The following is a 21,830-nucleotide window of genomic DNA, read 5'->3' as shown; positions in this document are numbered from 1 at the left end:
GAATACGACGAGGTGACGGACGAGTTGGGCCGGTTGGAGGAGGTGCTGCAGTGATCTGGGTGCTGGTCGCGGTGGCCGCCGTCGTGCTGGCACTCGGCGCGGGAATACCGGTGTTCGCCGGCCGCGGCCGGGCCGGCGACGATGAGGAGATCGTCGCCAGGGCCCGTTACCACCAGCTGGGCCATTACGTCGAAAACCCGGTCGCCACCAACGATCCCGAAGCCGCGGCGTTGCTCCGGCAGGGCCGGGAGCGCTGGGATTCCGCCGGTGCGACGCTCGCCACGGCACGGGCCGCCGCCGAATTCGAACTCGTGGCGCGGATCTGCGGCCAGGGCCTGGCTTGAGTGGCGAGCGCACATGCACGGATCGGCATACCGGGGCCATTCTGATCACTCTGTGCCGGGAGACACAATTACTTTCGCATTCTCGGATCTTGTGATGATCTGGATTCGATACCTGATTCAGCGCCGAACGGGGGAAACGTGGGCGACTCCAGCCTCTTCTTGACCCGCATCCTCGACGTGCTCTGTGATGGCGGCGACAAAATCGCGTTCGCCCACCAAAGCCGGTCGATGAGCTACCGGGAGACCTTTGACACATTGCGGCGACTGCATCGGACGCTGAAAACCGAGGGCATTTCCCCCGGGCAAACGGTCGCGATCACCGGCGGAAACATGCCGGAAACAATTCTGCTGCAGATTGCGGCGCAGTTGCGCGGAGCCAGGGTGGCGCACGTGGAAGGCCAGCCCGCCGGCGAACTGCGTCCCGATCACGTGCTGTCGTCCGATCCCGACGGGCCGCTGCTGCTGGCCGGCACCGGCACCAAGGCGCGGGAGAACGACATCGTGATGCCGCGCGCGGTGGAGACGATCTTCCCGACCGAGGCCGGGAAACTGATCTCCTACAGCGAGATCTACGAAGAGATGGCGCGCATGGTCGAGCCGCATCCGGACGGGCCGCAGCAGGTGCTGCTGATCGCCCCGATGTCGCACCCCATCGGCAACCAGATCACCGTGAAGGCCCTGCTGGCCGGCGACACGGTGGTCCTGCACGAGCGCGCCCCGGAAGCTCTGCAGACCGGCACGGCAACGCCACCGGCCGCCTGAACGCACAAAGAGGCGCGGCTGCTCGATCGAGCAGCCGGGCCTCTCGCTTGTCCAGACCAGCCACGCGGGCTGCCCCACATGGGCGCCACCCGTGTGCGGTAAACCGTGCGGAGTTAGCCCACCGGCTCCATCAGCCACGCCCACGCCTCGAGAGCGAGCTAGCCCACCGGCTCCGTGAGCCGCGCCCGCGCCTCGGGAGCACTGGCGCGCCGGGCGTCGGCGGCTTCGTCGCTCGGCTGGGTCTGCGAGTCACGCTCCGCGGCCACCCGCGCGTTGTAGACCTCGACCTCGTGCGTCACGGTTTCGTCCGACCAGCCGAGCACCTGGGCCATCAGCATCGCGACCTGCAGGGCGCAGTCCACGCCGCGATGCGGGTACTCGATCGAGATCCGGGTCCGCCGTGCGAGCACATCCTCCAGGTGGAGCGCACCTTCGTGGCTGACCGCGTACACCGCTTCCACCGCCAGGTAGTCCGGCGCGTGTTCGATCGGCCGCAGCAGCTCCGGCTTGCCCTCCGCGAGCGCGAGCACCTCGTGCACCAGCGAGCCGTAGCGGTCCAGCAGATGCCGGACCCGGTACGGGTGCAGCCCGTGCTGGGCGGCCAGGTGATCGGCCTGGTTGACCAGCGCGTGGTACCCGTCCGCGCCGAGGAGCGGCACCTTGTCGGTGATCGACGGCTGCGCCCGCACCGGCAGGTCCACGGCCGCGGCGTCCACGGCGTCGGCCGCCATCACCCGGTACGTCGTGTACTTGCCGCCCGCGATGGCGACCAGGCCGGGCGCCACGCGCGCCACCGCGTGCTCGCGGGACAGCTTCGAGGTCTCCTCGCTCTCACCGGCCAGCAGCGGGCGCAGGCCGGCGTAGACACCCTCGATGTCCTCGTGCTTGAGCGGTGTCGCGAGCACCGAGTTCACGTGCTCGAGGATGTAGTCGATGTCGTGTTCGGTCGCCGCCGGATGCGCCAGGTCGAGATTCCACTCGGTGTCCGTCGTCCCCACGATCCAGTGATTCCGCCAGGGAATGACGAAAAGCACGGACTTCTCGGTCCGGAGAATGAGGCCGGACTCCGACACTATCCGGTCCCGCGGCACCACGATGTGCACGCCCTTGCTGGCCTGCACCCGGAATCGGCCGCGGCTGCCGGACAACCGCTGCAGTTCGTCGGTCCACACGCCGGTGCAGTTGATCACCGCGTTGGCGTGGATCTGGGTCTCACGCCCGTCCTCGACGTCGCGCACCCGGACGCCGGACACCCGGTCCGCCTCGCGCAGGAACTCCACCACCTGGGTAGAGGTCCGGACCACCGCGCCGTAATGCGCGGCCGTGCGGGCCACGGTCATCGTGTGCCGGGCGTCGTCGGACTGTGCGTCGTAGTAACGGATTCCGCCGATCAGCGAATCACGTTTCAACGCCGGCACCATCCGCAGCGCGCCGGCTCGCGTCAGGTGCTTCTGGCCGGGCACCGAACGGGCGCCGCCCATGGTGTCGTAGAGGAACAGGCCCGCCGCCGTGTACGGGCGTTCCCATACCCGGTGCGTCAGCGGGTAAAGGAAACTCACGGGCTTGACCAGGTGCGGCGCGAGCCGGGTGAGCATCAGCTCCCGCTCCCGCAACGCCTCCCGCACCAGGCCGAACTCCAGCTGTTCGAGGTAGCGCAGCCCGCCGTGGAACAGCTTGCTCGACCGGCTCGACGTGCCGGACGCCAGGTCTCGCGCCTCCACCAGCGCCACCCGGAGGCCCCGGGTCGCGGCGTCCAGCGCGGTCCCGGCTCCGACCACACCACCACCGACCACCACCAGGTCGAAGGTCTCTTCGCCGAGCCGCCGCCAAGAATGCTCACGCGCGGCCGGCCCCAGTTCCGCCTCAGTCACTCCGGCTTCCCTTCTCGAGCCTGCTGCTATGCCAACCAGCATGGCACGGACCGCCCGTTTCGGTCGGGTACCCACGGGTGTTCCCCGACACCCGATCGGATGTGGTCGGAAGTCCCTTGGATTGCCCGTCGCGGCGAACTAGGTTGAAGTTGATCGTGAATCGGCGATGGTGCCGGAGCTCGCCTCGCCGGTTCTTCACGAAGTGCGATCTTCGGAGGGAGCCGGATGAGTCTGATCGCGATTTTCGTCTGGGAGCTGATCGGTACCGCGGTGCTGATCCTCCTCGGCAACGGCGTCGTGGCGAACGTCGTGCTGCGGAAGAACAACGGGCACCAGGCAGGCACCCTGTTCATCACTTTCGGATGGGCGTTCGGCGTGTTCACCGGCGCCAGCCTGGCCGCGCCGAGCGGTGCGCATCTCAACCCGGCGGTCACGCTCGGGCTCGCGATCTCGGGTGAGACCCCGTGGAAGGACGTACCGGTCTATTGGGCCGGCCAAATGGTCGGCGCGTTCCTCGGTGCGGTGCTGTGCTGGGCAGCCTACAAACTGCAGTTCGACGACCACCCGGAACCGCGGGACACCCTGGGCATCTTCTCCACCGCACCGCAGATCCGGAACAAGGCCTGGAACCTCGTCACCGAGATCATCGGCACCTTCGTGCTCGTCGGCTGGATCCTGCTCAGCCCGACGCTCAAGACGGGCACGGACGGCACCCCGAACTTCGGCAACTCGGCACTGGGCTACGCCGGCGTCTCCTTCGTCGTGCTGGTCATCGGCATCTCGCTCGGCGGCCCGACGGGGTACGCCATCAACCCCGCCCGTGACCTGGGGCCGCGCATCGCCTACGCGTTCGCGCTCCCGATCAAGGGCAAGCGGGACGGCGACTGGAACTACGCGTGGGTCCCGGTGATCGGCCCACTGATCGGCGGCGCGCTGGCCGCTCTGCTCTACCTCGGTGTCCACCACCTCACCTGACTGGGAGAAAACATGACTTCTTACGTCGCCGCGATCGACCAGGGCACCACGTCCACCCGGGCGATGATCTTCGACCACTCCGGCCGGGTCGTCGCCGTGGACCAGAAGGAGCACGAACAGATCTTCCCGCAGGCGGGCTGGGTCGAGCACAACGCGGAGGAGATCTGGAGCAACACCCGCACGGTCACCGCGGGCGCGCTAGCCAAGGCCGATCTGCAGGCCAAGGACATCGTCGCGGTCGGCATCACCAACCAGCGCGAAACCACCCTGGTGTGGGACCGCAACACCGGCAAGCCGGTGTACAACGCGATCGTCTGGCAGGACACGAGGACCGACAAGATCGTCGACGAGCTCGGTGCGCTCGGCGGCGGTCAGGAGCGATACCGCGACAAGACCGGGCTGCCGCTGGCCACCTACTTCTCCGGGCCCAAGGTGAAATGGATCCTGGACAATGTGGACGGTGCGCGTACGCGCGCCGAAGCCGGCGACCTGCTGTTCGGAAACATGGACACCTGGGTGTTGTGGAACATGACGGGCGGCCCGAACGGCGGCGTGCACGTCACCGACCCGACCAACGCGTCCCGCACCCTGTTGATGAACCTCGACACCCTGTCCTGGGACGAGGGCAACGCCGCGGACATGGGTATCCCGCTGTCGATGCTGCCGGAGATCCGGTCGTCCTCCGAGGAGTACGGGAAGGTTCGCGAACGCGGCGTGCTCGCCGGTGTGCCGATCACCGGGATCCTCGGCGACCAGCAGGCGGCCACGTTCGGGCAGGCCTGTCTTTCCCCCGGTGAAGCCAAGAACACCTATGGCACCGGTAACTTCGTGCTGCTCAACACGGGCACCGAGAAGGTCATGTCGCAGAACGGGTTGCTGACCACGGTCTGCTACAAGATCGGCTCGAACGACACGGTGTACGCGCTGGAGGGTTCCATCGCGGTCACCGGTTCGCTGGTGCAGTGGTGGCGGGACAACCTCGGCGTGATCGGCACCGCCGCCGAGATCGAGCAGCACGCGAAGACCGTCGAAGACAACGGTGGCGCGTATTTCGTTCCGGCGTTTTCCGGCTTGTTCGCTCCTTACTGGCGGTCCGACGCACGCGGCGCGATCGTCGGGCTCACCCGGTTCGTCAACAAAGGACATCTGGCGCGCGCCGTCCTCGAAGCCACCGCTTTCCAGTCGCGGGAGGTGATCGAGGCGATGAACGCCGACTCCGGCGTGCCGCTGAAGTCGTTGAAGGTCGACGGCGGAATGGTGGTCAACGAGTTGCTCATGCAGTTCCAGGCCGACATCCTCGGCGTGCCGGTGATCCGGCCGGTGGTCAACGAGACGACCGCGCTCGGCGCCGCGTACGCCGCCGGGCTCGCCGTCGGGTTCTGGGAAAGCGAGGACGACATCCGCAACAACTGGGCCCAGGACAAGGAATGGACCCCGGACATGGACGAAGGAGCTCGCGAAAAGCAGTACCGCAACTGGAAGAAGGCCGTGACGAAGACCTTCGACTGGGTCGAGTGACAGCACGCCGCCGAGCCGCCGCAGTGGCTCGGCGGCGGCACTGCCGCCCGCTCCCGGTGCGTGGAACTCCTTACCCCGCAACAGAAAACCGAGCGTCAGCTCTCAGTTTCCCACTGCGTCAGTAAACCGCCTCAGACCCGTCACCAGTCTCCGGCGCACCCTTCGGCAACACCTTCACCTGCGGCCCGGACGAACCCGAACCCGTCTTCCCAGTTCCCGATCCGGTTCCTGTCGAACCGCACCGAACCATCGCCGCGGGCGCCACAGCGGCCGTGGATTCGGTCGGTTCCGTTGTTTCCGTGGTCGGCTCTTGCGAACTCGCCGGCGGCTCCGTTGTCTCCGTCGGCTCGCTCGGCTTCGTGGTGGTGGTCGGCGACGTCGGTTTGGTGACCGGCGGCGTGCAGACAATCGTGAATTCCGCGGTCGCCGTACCGTCACCGAACGGGCCGCCACTGCCCCAACACGGGAAACTAGCCGTGTACGTCCCTGGTGTGTCACCTGCCTTTCCCTTGCCCTCGTAATACGGATTCGAAACCAGGTTCAGTGTCACCGCGCCCGTGAGCCCGGGCGAGGTGACCGAACCATAATGGCCGTAGCACAACGCCTTGAACTCCAGCGTCTGCCCCGGCAGCACTGTTGTCGGGCTGACGTGCAGCTCCGGCGGCGGCGCCGTCGCACTCGCGATCGGCGCGGAAAGCACGCCACCCGTCAAGGCCAGCAGTGCGGCCCCCGCGAAAATCCCCTTCTTGTTCACCACGCACCTCCCAAGATGTGTTCCCTGACATGGAAAACACACCTGAAAGGGCGCGGTGGTTGTCTCAGCCGGTCACCGAAATGACATTGAATGCGACGCCTTGGTCATCGGCGACCTGCGCCATCCGGCCGTACGGGCTGTCCATCGGCTCACGGGAGACCGACCCGCCCAGCTCGACGATCTTCGCGACCGAAGCGTCCGTGTCGGCCACGCCGAAATACGTCGACCAGTGCGAGTCGCCTTCCGAGATCCCACCGAGCCCGCCGATGGGCCTGCCATCAAGATCCAGTGTGGCGTAAGAGAAGTCCGCGTTCGAGATATCGCCGAGGTGGTAGCCGAAAACCTGACTGTAGAAGGCTTTCGCTCGATCGAAGTCCCGGTTCATGCACTCGTTCCAGACCAGTGTGCCGGGTACGTTCACGTGCTGCAAGCCGACGTTCTCCTTCGCCTGCCACAGACCGAACGCCGCGCCGGCCGGATCCACCACCATCGCCATCCGGCCCGAGTCGCCGACATCCCCGGGCGGCATGAGCACCTGCCCGCCGGCCTCGGTGATCCGGGCGGTCGTCTTGTCCACGTCGGCGGCGGCGAGGTACGTGGTCCACACCGAAGGAACCTGTTCCATCCCAGGGGGTTTCGGGCCGAACGCGGCGACACTTCTCCCCTCGAGCAGCGCTATCCGGTAATGGCCGTACTCCTCACCCTGGTCTGCTGTCTCCCAGCCGAACAGCTCGCCGTAGAACCGGTCGGCCCGCTCCGGATCGGCCACCATCAGGTCGACCCAGCACGGGGTTCCTTCGGGCCACGGGGTGTCGCGGAAGGTCATTTCGAGCTCCTGTCTTCGTCGGTGCTGTGCTTGCGGTCACCAGTGTGGCACCGGGCACCGACAAAAACGGGACTACTCGAGGACCGCGTACACGATGATGTTGTCGCGGTAACTGTGCGCGCTCCGGTCGAAACTCCCGCCGCACGTGATGAGGCGCAACTCCGGGTCCGCGGTGTCGCCGTAGACGGCATCCGTCGGGAAGACGTCCTTGTCGATCTGCTCCACCTTGGTCACCTTGAACCGCGCGACGGAACCGTCCTTTCTGGACACAACGACCTCGTCACCGGCCGCGAGTTCCTTGAGACGCCAGAAAATTCCCTTCTGTTTGTTCCCGTCGACATGGCCGAGAATCACGGCCGGGCCGACTTCGCCCGGCGTCGGGCCGTACTGGTACCAGCCGGCCTCCAGCGGCCGGCTGACCGGCGGCACCTGGATGGTGTTGTCCGCGTTGAGCCCCAGCGGGACGAGCGTGGAATGCGCGTCGATCTTCGCGATATCCACACTTTCGGGTTCAGCTCGGGGCATTCCGATCGGAACCGGAGTACTACTGGTTGCAGGCGCCGATGGTGACCGAACCGGTTGCGCGGCACAGCCACTCACGAGCACGAACGTCAGCAAGAGCAGTAACCAGCGCCTCACCACGAGCCGTCCCCGGTCTGCGGCGCACCGGACGGAATCTTCGCGGTTTGTGACGCCTTTTCCTTTGCCAGCACGGTGAAATGCACGGTCACCGGCGTGCCTGCACAGTCGAACGAAACAGGATAGGAGCCCGATGGCACATCACGAATCACAGTCTCGCCGAAGAGCGCCCATGGCTGGTGCCCCTCAGCGTTGCGTCCCAACGGTTCCGTCACGCGCAGCGCCGCCGACGTCAGCGGGCTTGCCGTCCCTTCACAGGCGGCGGCAACGGAAACCTTCCAGCCCGGCTGCCCGCTGTAGGCGGACAACTTCAGCCACACCGGCAACGGCTGCGGGGAGGGCTCGGTCGTGGTCGTCGTCGTGGTCGTTGCCGGACTGGACGAAGGTGGCTCGGTGGTCGTTTCGGCCGACGCGAGCGGGGACAGTACGAACAGTCCCGGCAGGACAGCGGCGACAGCGATGGAAGTTTTCATATCGGCCTCACGGCGGTTTGGGACCCTGATGTCGACAAGGCGCTTTTCGCGGGCCGTCCGTTGCCCGCCGACATCAAACCGTGACGGCGATCAGTCCAGGTCGTCGTGCCGCATCAGCTGACGGCCTGCCTCCGTGATCGACCCCGAAAGCGACGGGTACACCGAGAACGTGAGCGCCAGGTGCTCCACGGTCAGCTGGTTCTGCACGGCCAGCGCAATCGGAAGGATGAGTTCACTGGCACTTGGCGCAACGACGACACCACCGACGACCACACCAGTGGCGGGGCGACAAAACAGCTTCACGAAACCGTGCCGCAGCCCCTCCATCTTGGCGCGGGCGTTCGTGGCCAGCGGCAGCATGATCGTGCGGGCGGGCACCTCGCCCGAGTCGATCGCCTGCTGCGAAATGCCGACGGTCGCGATTTCGGGGTGGGTGAAGACGTTCGCCGCGACAGTCTTCAGCTTGATCGGGGCGACGCCTTCGCCGAGTGCGTGCCACATCGCTATCCGGCCCTGCATGCTGGCGACGGACGCGAGCATCAGCACACCGGTGCAGTCGCCGGCCGCGTAGACGCCGGGCACGCTGGTGCGGGAGACACGGTCGACGCCGATGAAACCGCCGGGGCCGGGCTCGATGCCCACCCGGTCCAGCCCGATGTCGGCGGTGTTGGGAATCGAGCCCACGGTCATCAGGGCGTGACTGGCCTCGATCACCCGGCCGTCCGTCAGGTGCACGGAGACGCCCTTCTCAGTGCGCTCGACCTTGTCCGCCCTCGCCTGCTTGGCAACGGCCGTTCCGCGCTGGGAGAACACCTCTTCGAGCACTGCGGCGGCGTCGGCGTCCTCGTGCGGCAGGACGCGGTCACGGCTGGACACGACGGTGACCTTGACGCCCATCTCGGTGTACGCGGAGGCGAACTCGGCACCCGTCACACCCGAACCGATCACGGCGAGGTGCTCGGGCAATTCCTTCAGGTCGTACAGCTGACGCCAGTCGAGGATGCGCTCGCCGTCCGGCACGGCGCCGGGGAGCACCCGCGGGGTCGCGCCGGTCGCGACCAGCACCACGTCGGCGTCGAGGATTTCAGGCTCACCCGATCGAGGGTTAACCAGGACTTTGTGTGTGGCGAGGCCGGGCTCGTCGTCGTGGAAGCGCGCCTCGCCGATGATCACCCGGACGCCCTCGCGCTGGACGCGCGCCCGGATGTCGGCGGACTGGGCGAGAGCCAGGCCCTTGACCCGCCCGTGCACCGTGCGCAAGTCGATCCGGGTCTGCACGAGATCGGTCGCGATGCCCAGCTCACCGAGGCCCTGCATGCTGGCCCGGGCCCCGGAAGAGGCGATGAACGTCTTCGACGGGACGCAGTCGTAGAGCACGCACGCGCCGCCGAGCCCGTCGCGCTCCACGACCGTGACGTTCGCACCGTGCTGAGCGGCCACCAGTGCCGCCTCGTAGCCGGCCGGGCCACCGCCCATGATCACGATCCTGGTCACGACATCCTCCTACTCACCGGGCTCACACCCACCTTAAGAGGGGGCGCCTCTGCTACGTCCGGTCGGGTGAGCCCCGGTTATCCACACCACCGACCCGCCAGCACCCTCGACTGAAACGCTCCGGGTTGCGGCTACTCTGTTGGCCGTGCCGTTGTATGCCGCTTACGGGTCCAACATGGAACCCGCCCAGATGATGGAGCGCGCTCCGCACTCGCCGATGGCGGGGACGGGCTGGCTGGAAGGCTGGCGGCTCACGTTCGGCGGCGAGGACATCGGCTGGGAAGGCGCGCTGGCCACGATCGTCGAGGACCCGGCTTCGCGGGTGTTCGTGGTGCTCTACGACGTGATCGCCGTCGACGAGGCGCTGCTGGACCGCTGGGAGGGCGGCGAACTCGGGCTGCACAACAAGATCCGGCTACGCGTGCAGACGATGGACGGTTCCGTGGTGGCATGGTTCTACGTGCTCGACGCCTATGAGGGCGGCCTGCCGTCGGCTCGCTATCTCGGCGTCCTCGCGGACGCCGCCGAAGCCGCCGGTGCCCCAACCGACTACGTCGACGACCTCCGCACCCGCCCCTGCCGCGGCATCGCTACCTGACGCCTCGCGCACATCGAGCCGCCATATTTTCGTGCCTCGTGCCGGCGGCATCGGGCGTGAAATCACCGCAGAAAGCCGATTCGGGTTACCTGGCGCCCATTCTCATGGGACCGGACATCGTTGATCCCGGGAAGGGGACCGAGGGGCGCAGGTGGGGACCGGAGCGCCCCGGGAGCCCGGGCCCGGGGACGTCAGGCGAGAGCGGCCAGGGCGGTGTGGATCATCACCCGGACACCGACCGCCAAGGCACGCTCGTCCAGTTCGAACGTCGGGCGGTGCAGGTCGCGCATCTCACCTTCGCCGGACCACACGCCGAGCCGGAAGAAGGCACCCGGCACGTGCTCCAGATACCACGCGAAGTCTTCGCCGCCGGACGACTGTTCCGTACCTGCCAACGCATCCTCGCCCAGCGCCGCTTCGGCACCGGCGCGCAGCAGCGCCGTGCTCTCCGCGTCGCCGACGACGGGCGGCACTCCGCGCCGGTAGTCGAGCTGGAACCCGACTCCCGTCGGCGCGAGCAGCGACTCCACCGACGAAGCGACCAGCGGCTCCAGCGACTTCCACACCTCGTGGTCGGCCGTGCGCAGCGTGCCGCGCAACGCACCGTCCTGCGGGACAGCGTTCGCGGCCTGGCCGGCGTGCACCGCACCCCACACCAGAACGGTGCCGGAACGCGGATCCACTCGCCGCGAAAGCAGTGAAGGCAGTGAGGTGATCACCACACCCAGCGCGTGCACGAGGTCCGCGGTCAGGTGCGGCCGCGAAGTGTGCCCGCCGGGCGAGGTCAGCCGCAGTTCGATCAGGTCCGCGGCCGAGGTCAGCGCACCGACGCGGGAGCCGATCTGGCCGACCTCCAGCCGCGGGTCGCAGTGCAGGCCGAAAATGCGGTCGACGCCCTCGAGCCCGCCGGCGGTGATCACGTCCAGCGCGCCGCCGGGCATGACCTCCTCCGCGGGCTGGAAAATCAGCCGGACCCGGCCTGGCAGCTCTGGCGCGGACGCCAGTGCGGTCGCGACGCCGAGCAGGATCGAGGTGTGCGCGTCATGCCCGCAAGCGTGCGCGGCACCTTCCACAGTGGACGAATAAGGCAGCCCGGTCGCCTCGGTGAGCGGGAGCGCGTCGATGTCGGCCCGCAGCGCCACACAGTTGGGGCCGCTGCCGACATCGCAGATCACGCCGGTGCCGCCGGGGAGCACCTTCGGCTCCAGCCCGGCCTTGCGCAGCACGGCGCAGATCAGATCAGTGGTCGCGTACTCACGCCGCGAGAGCTCGGGATTGGCGTGGATATGCCGGCGCCAGGCCACGATGTCGGCCCCATTGCGCTCGAGCCAGTCGTCCAGCCAGAACGGTCCTCTGCCCGCACCGAGGTCGGTCACAGGTGCCATGCTGACGCCGTCCGCGGTGATCAGCGCGTCCCATGCCCCGATCGAGGCATGGCCGCTTTCGCGGTCGCGGGGAATCTCCCGTCGTGAGTCCAGCACGGTCACACCGAACCTCCATTTGCAAAAAGCGTGTAACCCATTTGCCGCAATCCTGCACCATGCATCCGGCAAGGCACCGCTTCAGCGGGCTCCTCGGGGCTGGCCGGTAGTGGATCTGCGTTGAACGGCAGCGGGGATTTCGGCCCACCTGTATCCGGGGACCGGTTCACTTACCTTTCGCCTGGTCGGCGGACTTCTTACGCTTCTTGCGGCGGAGGCTGCGACCCCAGATGACGACCACGAGGAGTATCACCGCGATCACGCCGACGACGATTTTGCTCTTGGTTTTCTGCGCGTTCGCGCGCTCGTTGTCGGCGGGGTCGATGGTCGGGCCGGGCGCGGTGGTCTGCTCGGCGATCGGATGCGCGGAAGCGGCGGCCACGGAAACCGAAGCGACGGCCGGCGTGGCGGCGACGGCGACCGCGGCGGGCGCGGTCAGCGAGCACAGCAGACCCAGCATCAGCGCGAGCGACATCCTGCGCAGCTTGCTCATCCCCATCGCCTCCCTCGACAAACCCCGGGAAGACAGTGTGCCTGGTGACGAACGTTAAGTCACGCTCCGAAAGCATCGAGGATACGTTGCGCGGCCAGCGTCGCGGTCAATTCACCGTTTCGGACCGCGCTCTCCACCTCCGGCACGATCCCCCGTACCCCGGGGTGTTCGGCGAGCCGCCCGAGCAGTTGTTCGCGGACCATCGACCAGGTCCAGTCGACCTGCTGCTGCTTACGTTTGGCGTCCAGCTCGCCGCTCTCGGCCAACTGCTCGCGGTGGCGTTCGATCTGCTGCCATACCGTGTCCAGGCCGATGTCGTTGAGCCCGCTGCAGGTCAGCACGGGTGGCGTCCAGGAGGCGTCGGGGCCGTAGATCATCCGCAGCGCCCCGGCGAGCTCGCGCGCGGCCCGCTTCGCGTCGCGCTCGTGTTCGCCGTCCGCCTTGTTCACCGCGATCACGTCGGCGAGTTCCAGCACGCCCTTTTTGATGCCCTGCAACTGATCACCGGTGCGCGCCAGTGTGAGGAACAGGAAGCAGTCGACCATGTTCGCCACGGTCACTTCGGATTGGCCGACGCCGACGGTCTCCACGAGCACCACGTCGTACCCGGCGGCCTCCATCAGCACGATGGTTTCCCTTGTCGCACGGGCGACTCCGCCGAGCGTGCCGGACGTCGGCGAGGGCCGGATGAACGCCGCGGGGTCGACGGCCAGCCGCGCCATCCGCGTCTTGTCGCCGAGGATGGACCCGCCGGTGCGGGTGGACGACGGGTCGACGGCCAGCACCGCGACCCGGCTGCCCGCCTCGGTCAGGTCGGTGCCGAGCTGGTCGATGAACGTGGACTTGCCGACCCCGGGCACGCCGGTGATGCCGACGCGGCGCGCCCCGCCCGCGTGTGGCAGCAGCTCGACCAGCAGCTCCTGCGCCTGTTTGCGGTGGTCGGGCCGGTTCGATTCGACGAGCGTGATCGCCTTCGACAGGGTGCCGCGGTCGCCCGCGAGCACCCCTTTGGCATAGGCCCCGACGTCAACCTCGCGCGCCACTCAGGCCCGCTCCAGCTGATCCAGCAGGTCGACCGCCGCGTCCGCGATGACCGTGCCGGGGCCGAAGATCGCCGCCGCGCCGGCCGCCCGCAGCTCGTCGTAGTCCTGCGGCGGGATGACCCCGCCGACCACGACCATGATGTCCGGCCGGTCGAGTTTGGCCAGCTCCTCGCGCAACGCGGGCACCAGCGAGAGGTGCCCGGCCGCCAGCGACGACACACCGACGACGTGCACGTCGGCTTCGATCGCCTGCCGCGCCACTTCGGCCGGGGTGGAGAACAGCGGGCCCACATCGACATCGAAGCCGAGGTCGGCGAACGCGGTCGCGATCACCTTCTGGCCGCGGTCGTGCCCGTCCTGCCCCATCTTGGCGACCAGGATGCGCGGCCGCCGCCCTTCCGCCTCGGCGAAAGCGTCGACGCGTTCCCTGGCCTTGTCCACGTTCTGGGATTTCCCGACCTCATCGCGGTACACCCCGGAGATCGTACGAATCTGCCCGGAGTGGCGGCCCCAGACCTTCTCCAGCGCACCGGAGATCTCGCCGACGGTGGCCTTCGCCCGTGCCGCGTCGACGGCCAGTTCCAGCAGGTTGCCCTCGCTGTCGGCCGCCGCCGTCAGCCGCCGCAACGCGTCTTCGACCGCGTCGGAGTCGCGTTCTTCGCGCAGCCGCCGGAGCTTCTCCAGCTGCTGGGCGCGGACGCCGGCGTTGTCCACCTTGAGCACGTCGATCTGCTCGTCGTCGGTGACGCGGTACTTGTTCACCCCGATCACCGGCTGCCGCCCGGAGTCGATGCGCGCCTGCGTGCGCGCCGCCGCCTCCTCGATGCGCAGCTTGGGGATGCCGGCGTCGATCGCGCGCGCCATGCCGCCCGCGGACTCGACCTCGCTGATGTGCCCCCACGCCTTGCGGGCCAGGTCGTAGGTCAGCCGCTCGACGAACGCGCTGCCGCCCCACGGGTCGATCACGCGGGTGGTGCCGGATTCCTGCTGCAGCAACAACTGCGTGTTCCGCGCGATGCGTGCGGAGAAATCCGTCGGCAGGGCCAGTGCCTCGTCGAGCGCGTTGGTGTGCAAGGACTGCGTGTGCCCCTGGGTGGCCGCCATGGCTTCGACGCAGGTGCGTACCACGTTGTTGTAGACGTCCTGCGCGGTCAGCGACCAGCCGGACGTCTGGCAGTGCGTACGCAGCGAAAGCGACTTCTCCGATTTCGGCTCGAACTGTTTGACGAGCTTGGCCCACAACAGCCGGGCCGCGCGCATCTTCGCGACCTCCATGAAGAAGTTCATCCCGATGGCCCAGAAGAACGACAGCCGCGGCGCGAACTTGTCGATGCCGAGCCCGGCGTCCATCCCGGCACGGATGTACTCGACCCCGTCGGCGAGCGTGTACGCCAGCTCCAGGTCGGCCGTCGCGCCGGCTTCCTGCATGTGGTAGCCGGAAATGGAGATCGAGTTGAACCGCGGCATCCGCTGCGAGGTGTAGCCGAAGATGTCGGAGATGATCCGCATCGAGGGCTGCGGCGGATAGATGTAGGTGTTGCGGACCATGAACTCCTTGAGGATGTCGTTCTGGATGGTCCCGGCCAGCTGTTCGGGCTGCACGCCCTGTTCCTCGGCGGCCACGATGTAGAGCGCCATCACCGGCAGCACGGCGCCGTTCATGGTCATCGACACGCTCATCTTGTCCAGCGGGATGCCGTCGAAGAGCTGGCGCATGTCGTAGATCGAGTCGATCGCCACGCCCGCCATGCCGACGTCGCCTGCCACCCGCGGGTGGTCGGAGTCGTAGCCGCGGTGGGTGGCGAGGTCGAACGCGACGGAAAGCCCTTTCTGCCCGGCCGCGAGGTTGCGCCGGTAGAAGGCGTTGGACTCCTCCGCTGTGGAGAATCCGGCGTACTGGCGGATGGTCCACGGCTGGTTCACGTACATCGTCGGGTACGGCCCGCGCAGGAAGGGGGCGATTCCGGGGTAGGTGCCCAGGAAGTCCACTTCGGACAGATCGTCCGCGGTGTACACGGGTTTGACCCCGATGCCCTCCGGTGTCTCCCAGACCAGCGCGTCGGCGCCCTTGCCGGTGCTCGCGTGCAGGGCGTCGGCCCAGGCGGCGGCGTCCGCCGGCTCGGGGATGCCGAGCTTGACCTCGGAGAAGTCGGGGATGGCCATCAGTTCACTCCCAGCGTTTCGAGGGTGCTGGTCAGTACCGCGAGCGCGTCACAACCGGTGTAGGCGTAACCGCTGATCCCACGGTAGGACTCGGCGGGCTTCCCGGCGAGGAGCACTGTTTTCGCCCCCGCTTCGTGCAGCGCGGCCGCGACGTCGTTGGCCTGCTCGCCGTAGGACTTGTCGCTGCCGCAAAGGCAGGCGACCGTCGCGCCGCTCTCCCGGAACGCCGCCACGACGTCTTCCACCGCGCCCGGGTTCACCGGCTCGATCCCGCCGGCCTGCAGCAGGTTCGAGGCGAACATGGCACGGGCGGTATGCGACGCGAGCGGGCCGAGCGTGGCGAGGAAAACCTTGGGCCGCTCGCCGGTCTCGGCAAGGTAGGCGTCGGACCGGTCTCGCAGCTGTTCGAAAGCCTGTGCGTACCTGACCTTCGGCAGTCCGCCACCGTCCACTGTGGAGGGAAGCGGGTCGCGCTCGATGCGTTTCTCGGTCAGGTTGGGGAACTCGCTCACCCCGGTGATCGGGTCCTTACGGGTGGCCAGTCGCTTCGAGCGCTGGGCCCACGTGTCGGCGAGCCGCTCGCCCAGCGCGCCGGACTCCAGCGCGGCCTCGATCCCGCCTTGCCGCTCCAGCTCGGTGAACTCGCGCCAGGCGGCGTTGGCCAGCGCGTCGGTGAGGTTCTCCACGTACCAGGATCCGCCCGCCGGATCGATCACCCCGGACAGCTTGGACTCCTCCAGCAGGATCGCCTGGGTGTTACGCGCGATGCGACGCGAGAAGCCGTCGGGCTGGCCGATCGCCGCGTCGAACGGCAGGACGGTCACCGCGTCCGCGCCACCGACGCCCGCCGCGAAGCACGCGACGGTGGTGCGCAGCATGTTCACCCACGGGTCGCGCTGAGTCAGCATCGCCGTCGACGTGACGGCGTGCTGCTTCATGCCGTGTGGCGCTGCACCGGAGACTTCGGCGACGCGCGACCAGAGTCGGCGCGCAGCGCGCAGCTTCGCGATGGTGAGGAACTGGTCGGCTGTCGCCGCGAAGCGGAATTCGAGCTGCGCGGCCGCTTCGTCGACGGAGAGCCCAGCGTCGGTGAGCGCGCGCAGGTACGCGACGCCGGCGGCGATCGACGCGCCCAGTTCTTGTGTGTCCGAGCCACCTGCCTCGTGATACGGCAGCCCGTCCACGACGATCGTGCGCAGCTTCGGGTACTTCGGCGCGAGCCGCGCTGCCAGCGCGGCAGCGGGGGCGATTTGGTGCGCCTCGCCAGAGCGCGCACGCAGGGTGATCGGGTCCGCACCGAGGTTACCGACGACCTCGCTGTCCGGGATGTTCTTCTCGGCAAGCAAGTCCAGCAGCGCGTTCGCCGCGGCTTCGTAGTGCTCTCCCGCTTCGAGGACCACGGGCGCGAGATCGAGGTAGACCTCGTTCAGCGCGTCCGCCAGCCTGTCCAGTGGCAGTGCGTCACCGTCCACGCGCAGCCAAACCGAGCCTGCGCCGTGCTCCAGATCGGCCAGCACGGCCTTGTTCGTCACCGCCGGGTCCGGATGGGCATGCAGCACGCGCACCTCCCAGCCCGTGCCCACCGCGCCCTCGGGTTTCGCCCCGCGGACGAACGGCGAAAGCCCCGGAAAACCGGCGGGCGGCGCCTGGTCCTCCGCGGTGTACAGCGGCCGGATCTCGATGCCGTCGTAGGTTCTGCTGGTCAGCAGGCTCTCGGGAGCGCCGGTGAAATCCTCCGGTAAGGCCCCGCTCTTCTTCAGCACCCCGGCCACGAGCTGCTGCCAGTCGGCGCGTTCGGGCGCGGCGAACTCAGCGGCGAGCGCGAGCTCATCGGGCCCCGTTGTCCCAGCCTGACTCATAACTACCGATGGTAAGAGGAGCGCAACCGCAGCGAATGTGACCCTGCTCGCGGTAGGTGGTATGCGCGGGGTACGGGTGTCCCGCAACAACAGCGCGTGCATCCGCAACAATGTCCCGGTGTCCACCGCGAGCGAAGAGCCCCGCGTCATAGCCGGCCGTTACCGGCTGCGGTCGGTGCTGGGCTCCGGATCGATGGGCACCGTGTGGTCGGCCTACGACGAATTCCTGCAGCGACCGGTCGCGGTCAAGGAGATCCGGCTGCCGCCAGGGGTCACCGCGGGGCAGGCCGACGAACTCCGTGAGCGCACGTTACGCGAGGCCAGGGCCATCGCGGTGCTGTCTCATCCGAACGTGATCGTGCTGCACGACGTGGCCCGTCAGGACGGCGAACCGTTCGTGGTGATGGAGCTGCTGCAGTCGCACAGCCTGGCCGAACTGGTCCGCGAGCACGGCCCACTGTCGGTGGAACAAGCCGCCGCGGTGGGTGACGCGGTCGCCGCCGCGCTGGAGGCGGCGCACGACGCGGGGATCACACACCGTGACGTGAAACCGGGCAACGTACTCGTCGCCGAGGACGGCCGGATCAAGCTCACCGACTTCGGGATCGCCCGCAACGTCTCCGAGGCGACCATGACGAGGACCGGCATGACGCTCGGCTCCCCCGCGTACATGTCGCCGGAAGTCGCCTCCGGCAAAGCGGTCACCCCGGGCGCCGATCTGTGGGGTCTCGGCGCGACGCTGTTCAACGCCGTCGAGGGGCACCCGCCCTACGACGCGGACGGCGACCCGATGGAGACGATGGGCAAGGTCGTCAAGGGCGAGGTGCCGCGGCCGACACCCGGCCCGCTGGCCCCGGTGATCGCCGGCCTGATGGCGAAGGAACCGCGCGACCGCATGCCGCTGCGCACGGTCCGCCAGCAGCTGTATCCGCTGATCACCAAGGCCCCGCGCACCCTGTTCACCGCCGAGATGTTCCGGCAGGCCTCCGGCCGTCGCGCCGAGGCGACCGACACCCGCGAGATCGCGCCCGCCGCCCCGCCGGTGCCGAAGCCCGGCGAGGTCAGTCAGGAGCTCGCGGCCGACCCCGGGCCGCTGCCCTTCATGACGGGTCCGACGGCGCCCCGGCCTGCCCCTGCCAGCCGCAAGGTGACCACGACGGCCATCCTGACCAGCGTCGCGATCCTGTTGTTCCTCGTCTCCGCCGCAGGCGGGTTCGTGGCCGCGCGGGTCATCGGTGCCGAGCCGATCAGGCCACCGCAGCCGGAGAATCCCGCGGTCACCAACGAGCCACCGCCCACGAAGTTCCAGAACCGCACCGGCGACGCCTCGAGCGTCAAGGGCGACAAATCGGCCACCTTCACCGTGGACGTGCCCCAGGACTGGACACGCTTCACCGGCTCCGGGGTCGGGGACAACCTGCCGCCGTCGACGCTCGTGCGCTGGGTCTCGCCGGACGGCTCGCAGATGCTCGCGGTGGACCACATCCCCGGGTACTTCCCGAACTACACCATCGACCAGTACGTGAAGGGGCTCGCCGGCAGCCGCGGGCCGGGCACGTTCACCCAGGTCGACTCCGACCGGCTGACCGACGGCCGCGACGGGATCGAGATGACCTACCGGACGTTCGACCAGGGCTCGGCCGGCAGCACCGCGAAGGTCAGCCGGACCACGTTCGCGCAGATCTTCCGGGTCGGTACCGGCCTGTGGGCGGTCAGCGTGACCGTGCCGACCGAGCAGGAGAACTCCGCGAAAACCGAGCTGTACCAACGCATCTCGCCGACGTTCAAACTCACCGGCTGAACCGCCGCGCCGCCATCGGCGACTCGCGGTCCGACCCCCTGGGTGCGCCGTTAGTCTCGACGCATGAGTGAACAGGACTTGGCAGGCGCGGCGGCGGCGACCATCGCCAAGCGCACCGGGATCGAGCGCCACGACATCGCCGTGGTGCTCGGTTCCGGGTGGCGGCCCGCCGCGGACGTGATCGGCTCCGACAACGCGGAGATCCCGCTCGAGGAGCTGCCAGGGTTCGAACGTCCAGAGGCGATCGGGCACGGCGGCACCGTCCGCTCGCTTGACGTCGACGGCAAGCGCGCGCTGGTGCTGCTCGGCCGCACGCATCTGTACGAGGGCAAGGGAATCGGCCGCGTGGTGCACAACGTGCGCACGGCGGCCGCGGCCGGGGCGAAGACGGTCCTGCTCACCAACGCCGCCGGTGGTTTGCGCGAAGGGTTCCACGTCGGGCAGCCTGTGTTGATCTCCGATCACCTGAACCTGACCGCGACTTCGCCGATCGTCGGCGCGAACTTCGTCGACCTGGTGGAGTTGTACTCGCCCCGGCTGCGGAAGCTCGCGCGGGAAATCGACCCGTCGCTGGAGGAAGGTGTCTACGCGGGGCTGCCCGGCCCGCATTTCGAGACCCCGGCGGAGATCCGGATGCTGCGCACGATGGGCGCGGACCTGGTGGGCATGTCCACGGTGCTGGAGGCGATCGCGGCCCGCGCGGCCGGGGTCGAGGTGTTCGGGCTCTCGCTGGTGACCAACCTGGCGGCCGGGATGACCGGTGAACCGCTGAGCCACGAAGAGGTGCTCGAAGCCGGCCGCGCGTCGGCGCAGCAGATGGGCGCGCTGCTTCGTGAACTGGTGGCACGCGCCTGAAGCCGTAGGCTTGGCCGGTGAGTGAACGGCTGACCCCCGCCTTGCGAGACAGGGCTTTCCGCTGGATCGCCGATGACGTGGACGCGCGGACGCGGAACGAGTTGCAGGCGGTCGTCGCCGATGCGCTGGGCGGTCGGCCCGGCGCCGTGGCCGAACTCGCCGACAGGATGAACGGACCGCTGGAGTTCGGCACGGCAGGGCTACGCGGCCCGGTCCGCGCCGGCCCGAACGGGATGAACACCGCCGTCGTCGTGCGGACCACCGCAGGGGTCGCGGAGTGGCTGACCCGGCACGGAAAGTCCGGCGGGATAGTGGTGATCGGCCGGGATGCCCGACACGGTTCCGAGGATTTCGCCACCGCGGTAGCGGAAGTGCTCGCCGCCGCCGGTTTCGAAGCCCGGCTGTTACCCGGCCCGTTGCCTACGCCGGTACTGGCTTTCGCGGTGGGGCACCTCGGTGCGGTCGCCGGTATCCAGGTCACCGCCTCGCACAATCCCCCGGCGGACAACGGATACAAGCTCTACGACGAGAGCGGTTCGCAGATCGTGCCCCCGTCCGATGGAGAGATAGAGAGCGCGATCGCCGCCGCGCCGGGCGCGGTGAGTGTGCCGCGCAGTCCGGGTTTTCGCGTGGTGGGCAGCGATCTGCTGGACGCGTATCTCACGCGTGTCGGGGCACTTCCCCGGGGTTCGGCCCGACAGCTGCGGATCGCGGCGACGGCCTTGCACGGTGTCGGCGCCGAGGTGCTCACGCAAGCATTGGCGCGCGCCGGATTCACCGACGTACACCTGGTTTCCGAACAGTCGACGCCGGATCCGGATTTCCCGACGGTCTCGTTCCCGAACCCGGAGGAGCCGGGCGCCACGGATCTGTTGCTGGCCTTGGCTTCCCGAGTGGATGCGGATGTGGCCATCGCCTTGGACCCGGACGCCGACCGGTGCGCGCTCGGCGTGCCCGGCCCGGACGGATCGTGGCGAATGTTGCGCGGCGACGAGACAGGCGTCCTACTCGGCGAGCGCCTACTGTCCACATCGGATAGCGTGAATCCCTTGGTAGCAACGACGATCGTGTCCTCGTCGATGCTGGGCTCGATCGCGGCAGCACATGAGGCCCGCTACGCGGAAACGCTGACCGGGTTCAAATGGCTGACCCGCGCCGGCGACGGTTTGTTGTACGCATACGAGGAAGCGCTGGGCCTGTGCGTTAATCCCGAGTTCGTCCGTGACAAGGACGGGATCGCCGCGGCCGTGGTCGCGTGTGATTTCGCAGCGACGCTGAAGGCCGCGGGCCGCACGCCGCTGGACGTGCTGGACGAGCTCGCGTTGCGGCACGGCGTGTACCTGACCGACCAGTTTTCGTTGCGTGTCACGGATTTGAGTGTCCGCGAGAAGGTGATGTCGGCCTTGCGCGCGGCGCCGCCTCGTCAACTGGCCGGCATTGACGTCGCGACAGAGGATCTGCTGCCCGAAACCGATGCGCTACGGATCACCGGTGCGGGGTTGCGGGTGGTCATCCGTCCGTCCGGCACGGAGCCGAAATTGAAGAGCTATCTGCAGGTGACGGAACCGGTCGCAGATTCACTGGGCACCGCTCGTTCTGCTGCGAGCGAACGGCTTTCCGCGTTGCGCGCGGACGTGGAAGCACTGACGACCGCGCCGGCGGAGTGAGCCGAAATGACCCGGAAAAAGCGAAAGCCCCGGGGTTCCAGGAGAATTTAAGCCATTCTCAACCGGAACCCCGGGGTTTTCAATTTTAGTTCGGCGGTGTCCTACTCTCCCACAACCCTTCGGTTGCAGTACCATCGGCGCTGGCGGGCTTAGCTTCCGGGTTCGGAATGGGACCGGGCGTTTCCCCGCCGCCATGACCACCGAAACACTACGA

At 68.2% G+C, this 21,830-nt stretch carries 19 protein-coding genes and 1 rRNA gene; 8 read left to right on the top strand and 12 right to left on the bottom strand.

Translation table 11 applies throughout. The annotated features are described in order from the left end of the window. Nucleotides 1–50: 50 nt before the first annotated feature. Both VHD82_RS28240 and VHD82_RS28235 read left to right on the top strand, forming a co-directional pair. Complete coding sequence (locus tag VHD82_RS28240; RefSeq protein ID WP_325710581.1) at nucleotides 51–344, top strand: hypothetical protein; 294 nt, start codon at nucleotides 51–53, stop codon at nucleotides 342–344. 138 nt (nucleotides 345–482) lie between these two features. Further along, nucleotides 483–1,106, top strand: a complete 624-nt coding sequence (locus VHD82_RS28235) for an AMP-binding protein (RefSeq protein WP_325710579.1) — start codon at nucleotides 483–485, stop codon at nucleotides 1,104–1,106. 158 nt (nucleotides 1,107–1,264) lie between these two features. Here VHD82_RS28235 and VHD82_RS28230 read toward each other — a convergent pair whose 3' ends face one another. Beyond that, a complete protein-coding gene (locus VHD82_RS28230) occupies nucleotides 1,265–3,019 on the bottom strand; it encodes a glycerol-3-phosphate dehydrogenase/oxidase (protein ID WP_325710577.1) in 1,755 nt (584 codons plus the stop codon). A gap of 183 nt (nucleotides 3,020–3,202) precedes the next feature. Here VHD82_RS28230 and VHD82_RS28225 point away from each other — a divergent pair, with 183 nt between their 5' ends. Together VHD82_RS28225 and glpK are read left to right on the top strand one after the other, a co-directional pair. Continuing rightward, the gene (locus tag VHD82_RS28225) at nucleotides 3,203–3,952 is read left to right on the top strand and encodes an MIP/aquaporin family protein (RefSeq protein ID WP_325710574.1); all 750 of its coding nucleotides are present in this window, start codon (nucleotides 3,203–3,205) and stop codon (nucleotides 3,950–3,952) included. 12 nt (nucleotides 3,953–3,964) lie between these two features. After that, nucleotides 3,965–5,470: a glycerol kinase GlpK gene (gene glpK / locus VHD82_RS28220; RefSeq protein ID WP_325710572.1), complete on the top strand. Its 1,506-nt coding sequence runs from the start codon at nucleotides 3,965–3,967 to the stop codon at nucleotides 5,468–5,470. A gap of 118 nt (nucleotides 5,471–5,588) precedes the next feature. On the opposite strand, the gene VHD82_RS28215 is transcribed toward glpK, so the two are convergent. The 5 genes from VHD82_RS28215 to VHD82_RS28195 all read right to left on the bottom strand — a co-directional run bounded on the left by VHD82_RS28215 (nucleotide 5,589) and on the right by VHD82_RS28195 (nucleotide 9,656). After that, nucleotides 5,589–6,227, bottom strand: a complete 639-nt coding sequence (locus tag VHD82_RS28215) for a hypothetical protein (RefSeq protein WP_325710569.1) — start codon at nucleotides 6,225–6,227, stop codon at nucleotides 5,589–5,591. Between the two features lie 61 nt (nucleotides 6,228–6,288). Then, entirely contained in the window at nucleotides 6,289–7,050 is a 762-nt protein-coding gene (locus tag VHD82_RS28210) for a VOC family protein (RefSeq protein WP_325710566.1), read from the bottom strand. A gap of 72 nt (nucleotides 7,051–7,122) precedes the next feature. Further along, nucleotides 7,123–7,692, bottom strand: coding sequence for a class F sortase (locus VHD82_RS28205; RefSeq protein WP_414637583.1), 570 nt, complete (start codon nucleotides 7,690–7,692; stop codon nucleotides 7,123–7,125). Then, entirely contained in the window at nucleotides 7,686–8,162 is a 477-nt protein-coding gene (locus VHD82_RS28200) for a hypothetical protein (protein WP_325710563.1), read from the bottom strand. Before VHD82_RS28200 ends, VHD82_RS28205 begins: the two co-directional genes overlap by 7 nt. Nucleotides 8,163–8,252: 90 nt before the next feature. Then, nucleotides 8,253–9,656 carry an NAD(P)H-quinone dehydrogenase gene (locus tag VHD82_RS28195; protein WP_325710560.1) on the bottom strand — a complete coding sequence of 468 codons (1,404 nt, stop codon included), beginning with the start codon at nucleotides 9,654–9,656 and terminating at the stop codon, nucleotides 8,253–8,255. Between the two features lie 145 nt (nucleotides 9,657–9,801). Between VHD82_RS28195 and VHD82_RS28190 the strand changes: the two genes are divergently transcribed. Next, entirely contained in the window at nucleotides 9,802–10,254 is a 453-nt protein-coding gene (locus VHD82_RS28190; protein ID WP_325710557.1) for a gamma-glutamylcyclotransferase, read from the top strand. A gap of 191 nt (nucleotides 10,255–10,445) precedes the next feature. On the opposite strand, the gene VHD82_RS28185 is transcribed toward VHD82_RS28190, so the two are convergent. From VHD82_RS28185 to mutA, 5 genes are all read right to left on the bottom strand, one after another. Then, nucleotides 10,446–11,741, bottom strand: a complete 1,296-nt coding sequence (locus VHD82_RS28185; protein WP_325710554.1) for a M20 family metallopeptidase — start codon at nucleotides 11,739–11,741, stop codon at nucleotides 10,446–10,448. A gap of 160 nt (nucleotides 11,742–11,901) precedes the next feature. Further along, a complete protein-coding gene (locus VHD82_RS28180; protein WP_325710551.1) occupies nucleotides 11,902–12,228 on the bottom strand; it encodes a hypothetical protein in 327 nt (108 codons plus the stop codon). Nucleotides 12,229–12,287: 59 nt separating this feature from the next. Continuing rightward, entirely contained in the window at nucleotides 12,288–13,271 is a 984-nt protein-coding gene (gene meaB, locus VHD82_RS28175; RefSeq protein WP_325710548.1) for a methylmalonyl Co-A mutase-associated GTPase MeaB, read from the bottom strand. Then, entirely contained in the window at nucleotides 13,272–15,434 is a 2,163-nt protein-coding gene (gene scpA, locus VHD82_RS28170; protein ID WP_325710545.1) for a methylmalonyl-CoA mutase, read from the bottom strand. It lies immediately after the preceding gene. Beyond that, the gene (gene mutA, locus VHD82_RS28165) at nucleotides 15,434–17,293 is read right to left on the bottom strand and encodes a methylmalonyl-CoA mutase small subunit (RefSeq protein WP_325710542.1); all 1,860 of its coding nucleotides are present in this window, start codon (nucleotides 17,291–17,293) and stop codon (nucleotides 15,434–15,436) included. Before mutA ends, scpA begins: the two co-directional genes overlap by 1 nt. A 193-nt stretch (nucleotides 17,294–17,486) precedes the next feature. Between mutA and VHD82_RS28160 the strand changes: the two genes are divergently transcribed. From VHD82_RS28160 to VHD82_RS28150, 3 genes are all read left to right on the top strand, one after another. Further along, on the top strand, nucleotides 17,487–19,094 hold the full coding sequence (locus VHD82_RS28160; RefSeq protein WP_414637589.1) for a serine/threonine-protein kinase: 1,608 nt from the start codon (nucleotides 17,487–17,489) through the stop codon (nucleotides 19,092–19,094). Between the two features lie 63 nt (nucleotides 19,095–19,157). Next, nucleotides 19,158–19,949 (top strand): purine-nucleoside phosphorylase, encoded by a 792-nt coding sequence (locus VHD82_RS28155; protein WP_325710536.1) that lies wholly within the window; start codon nucleotides 19,158–19,160, stop codon nucleotides 19,947–19,949. A 17-nt stretch (nucleotides 19,950–19,966) separates the two neighbouring features. Then, a complete protein-coding gene (locus VHD82_RS28150; protein ID WP_325710533.1) occupies nucleotides 19,967–21,616 on the top strand; it encodes a phospho-sugar mutase in 1,650 nt (549 codons plus the stop codon). An 88-nt stretch (nucleotides 21,617–21,704) separates the two neighbouring features. Here VHD82_RS28150 and rrf read toward each other — a convergent pair. Next, a 5S ribosomal RNA gene (gene rrf / locus VHD82_RS28145) occupies nucleotides 21,705–21,821 on the bottom strand. Nucleotides 21,822–21,830: the final 9 nt, after the last annotated feature.

The organism is Amycolatopsis sp. (genome assembly GCF_035546795.1).
Lineage (GTDB): Bacteria > Actinomycetota > Actinomycetes > Mycobacteriales > Pseudonocardiaceae > Amycolatopsis_E.
Note: the sequence above shows the minus strand (reverse complement) of the source record. Positions and strands in the feature narration are given on the sequence as shown.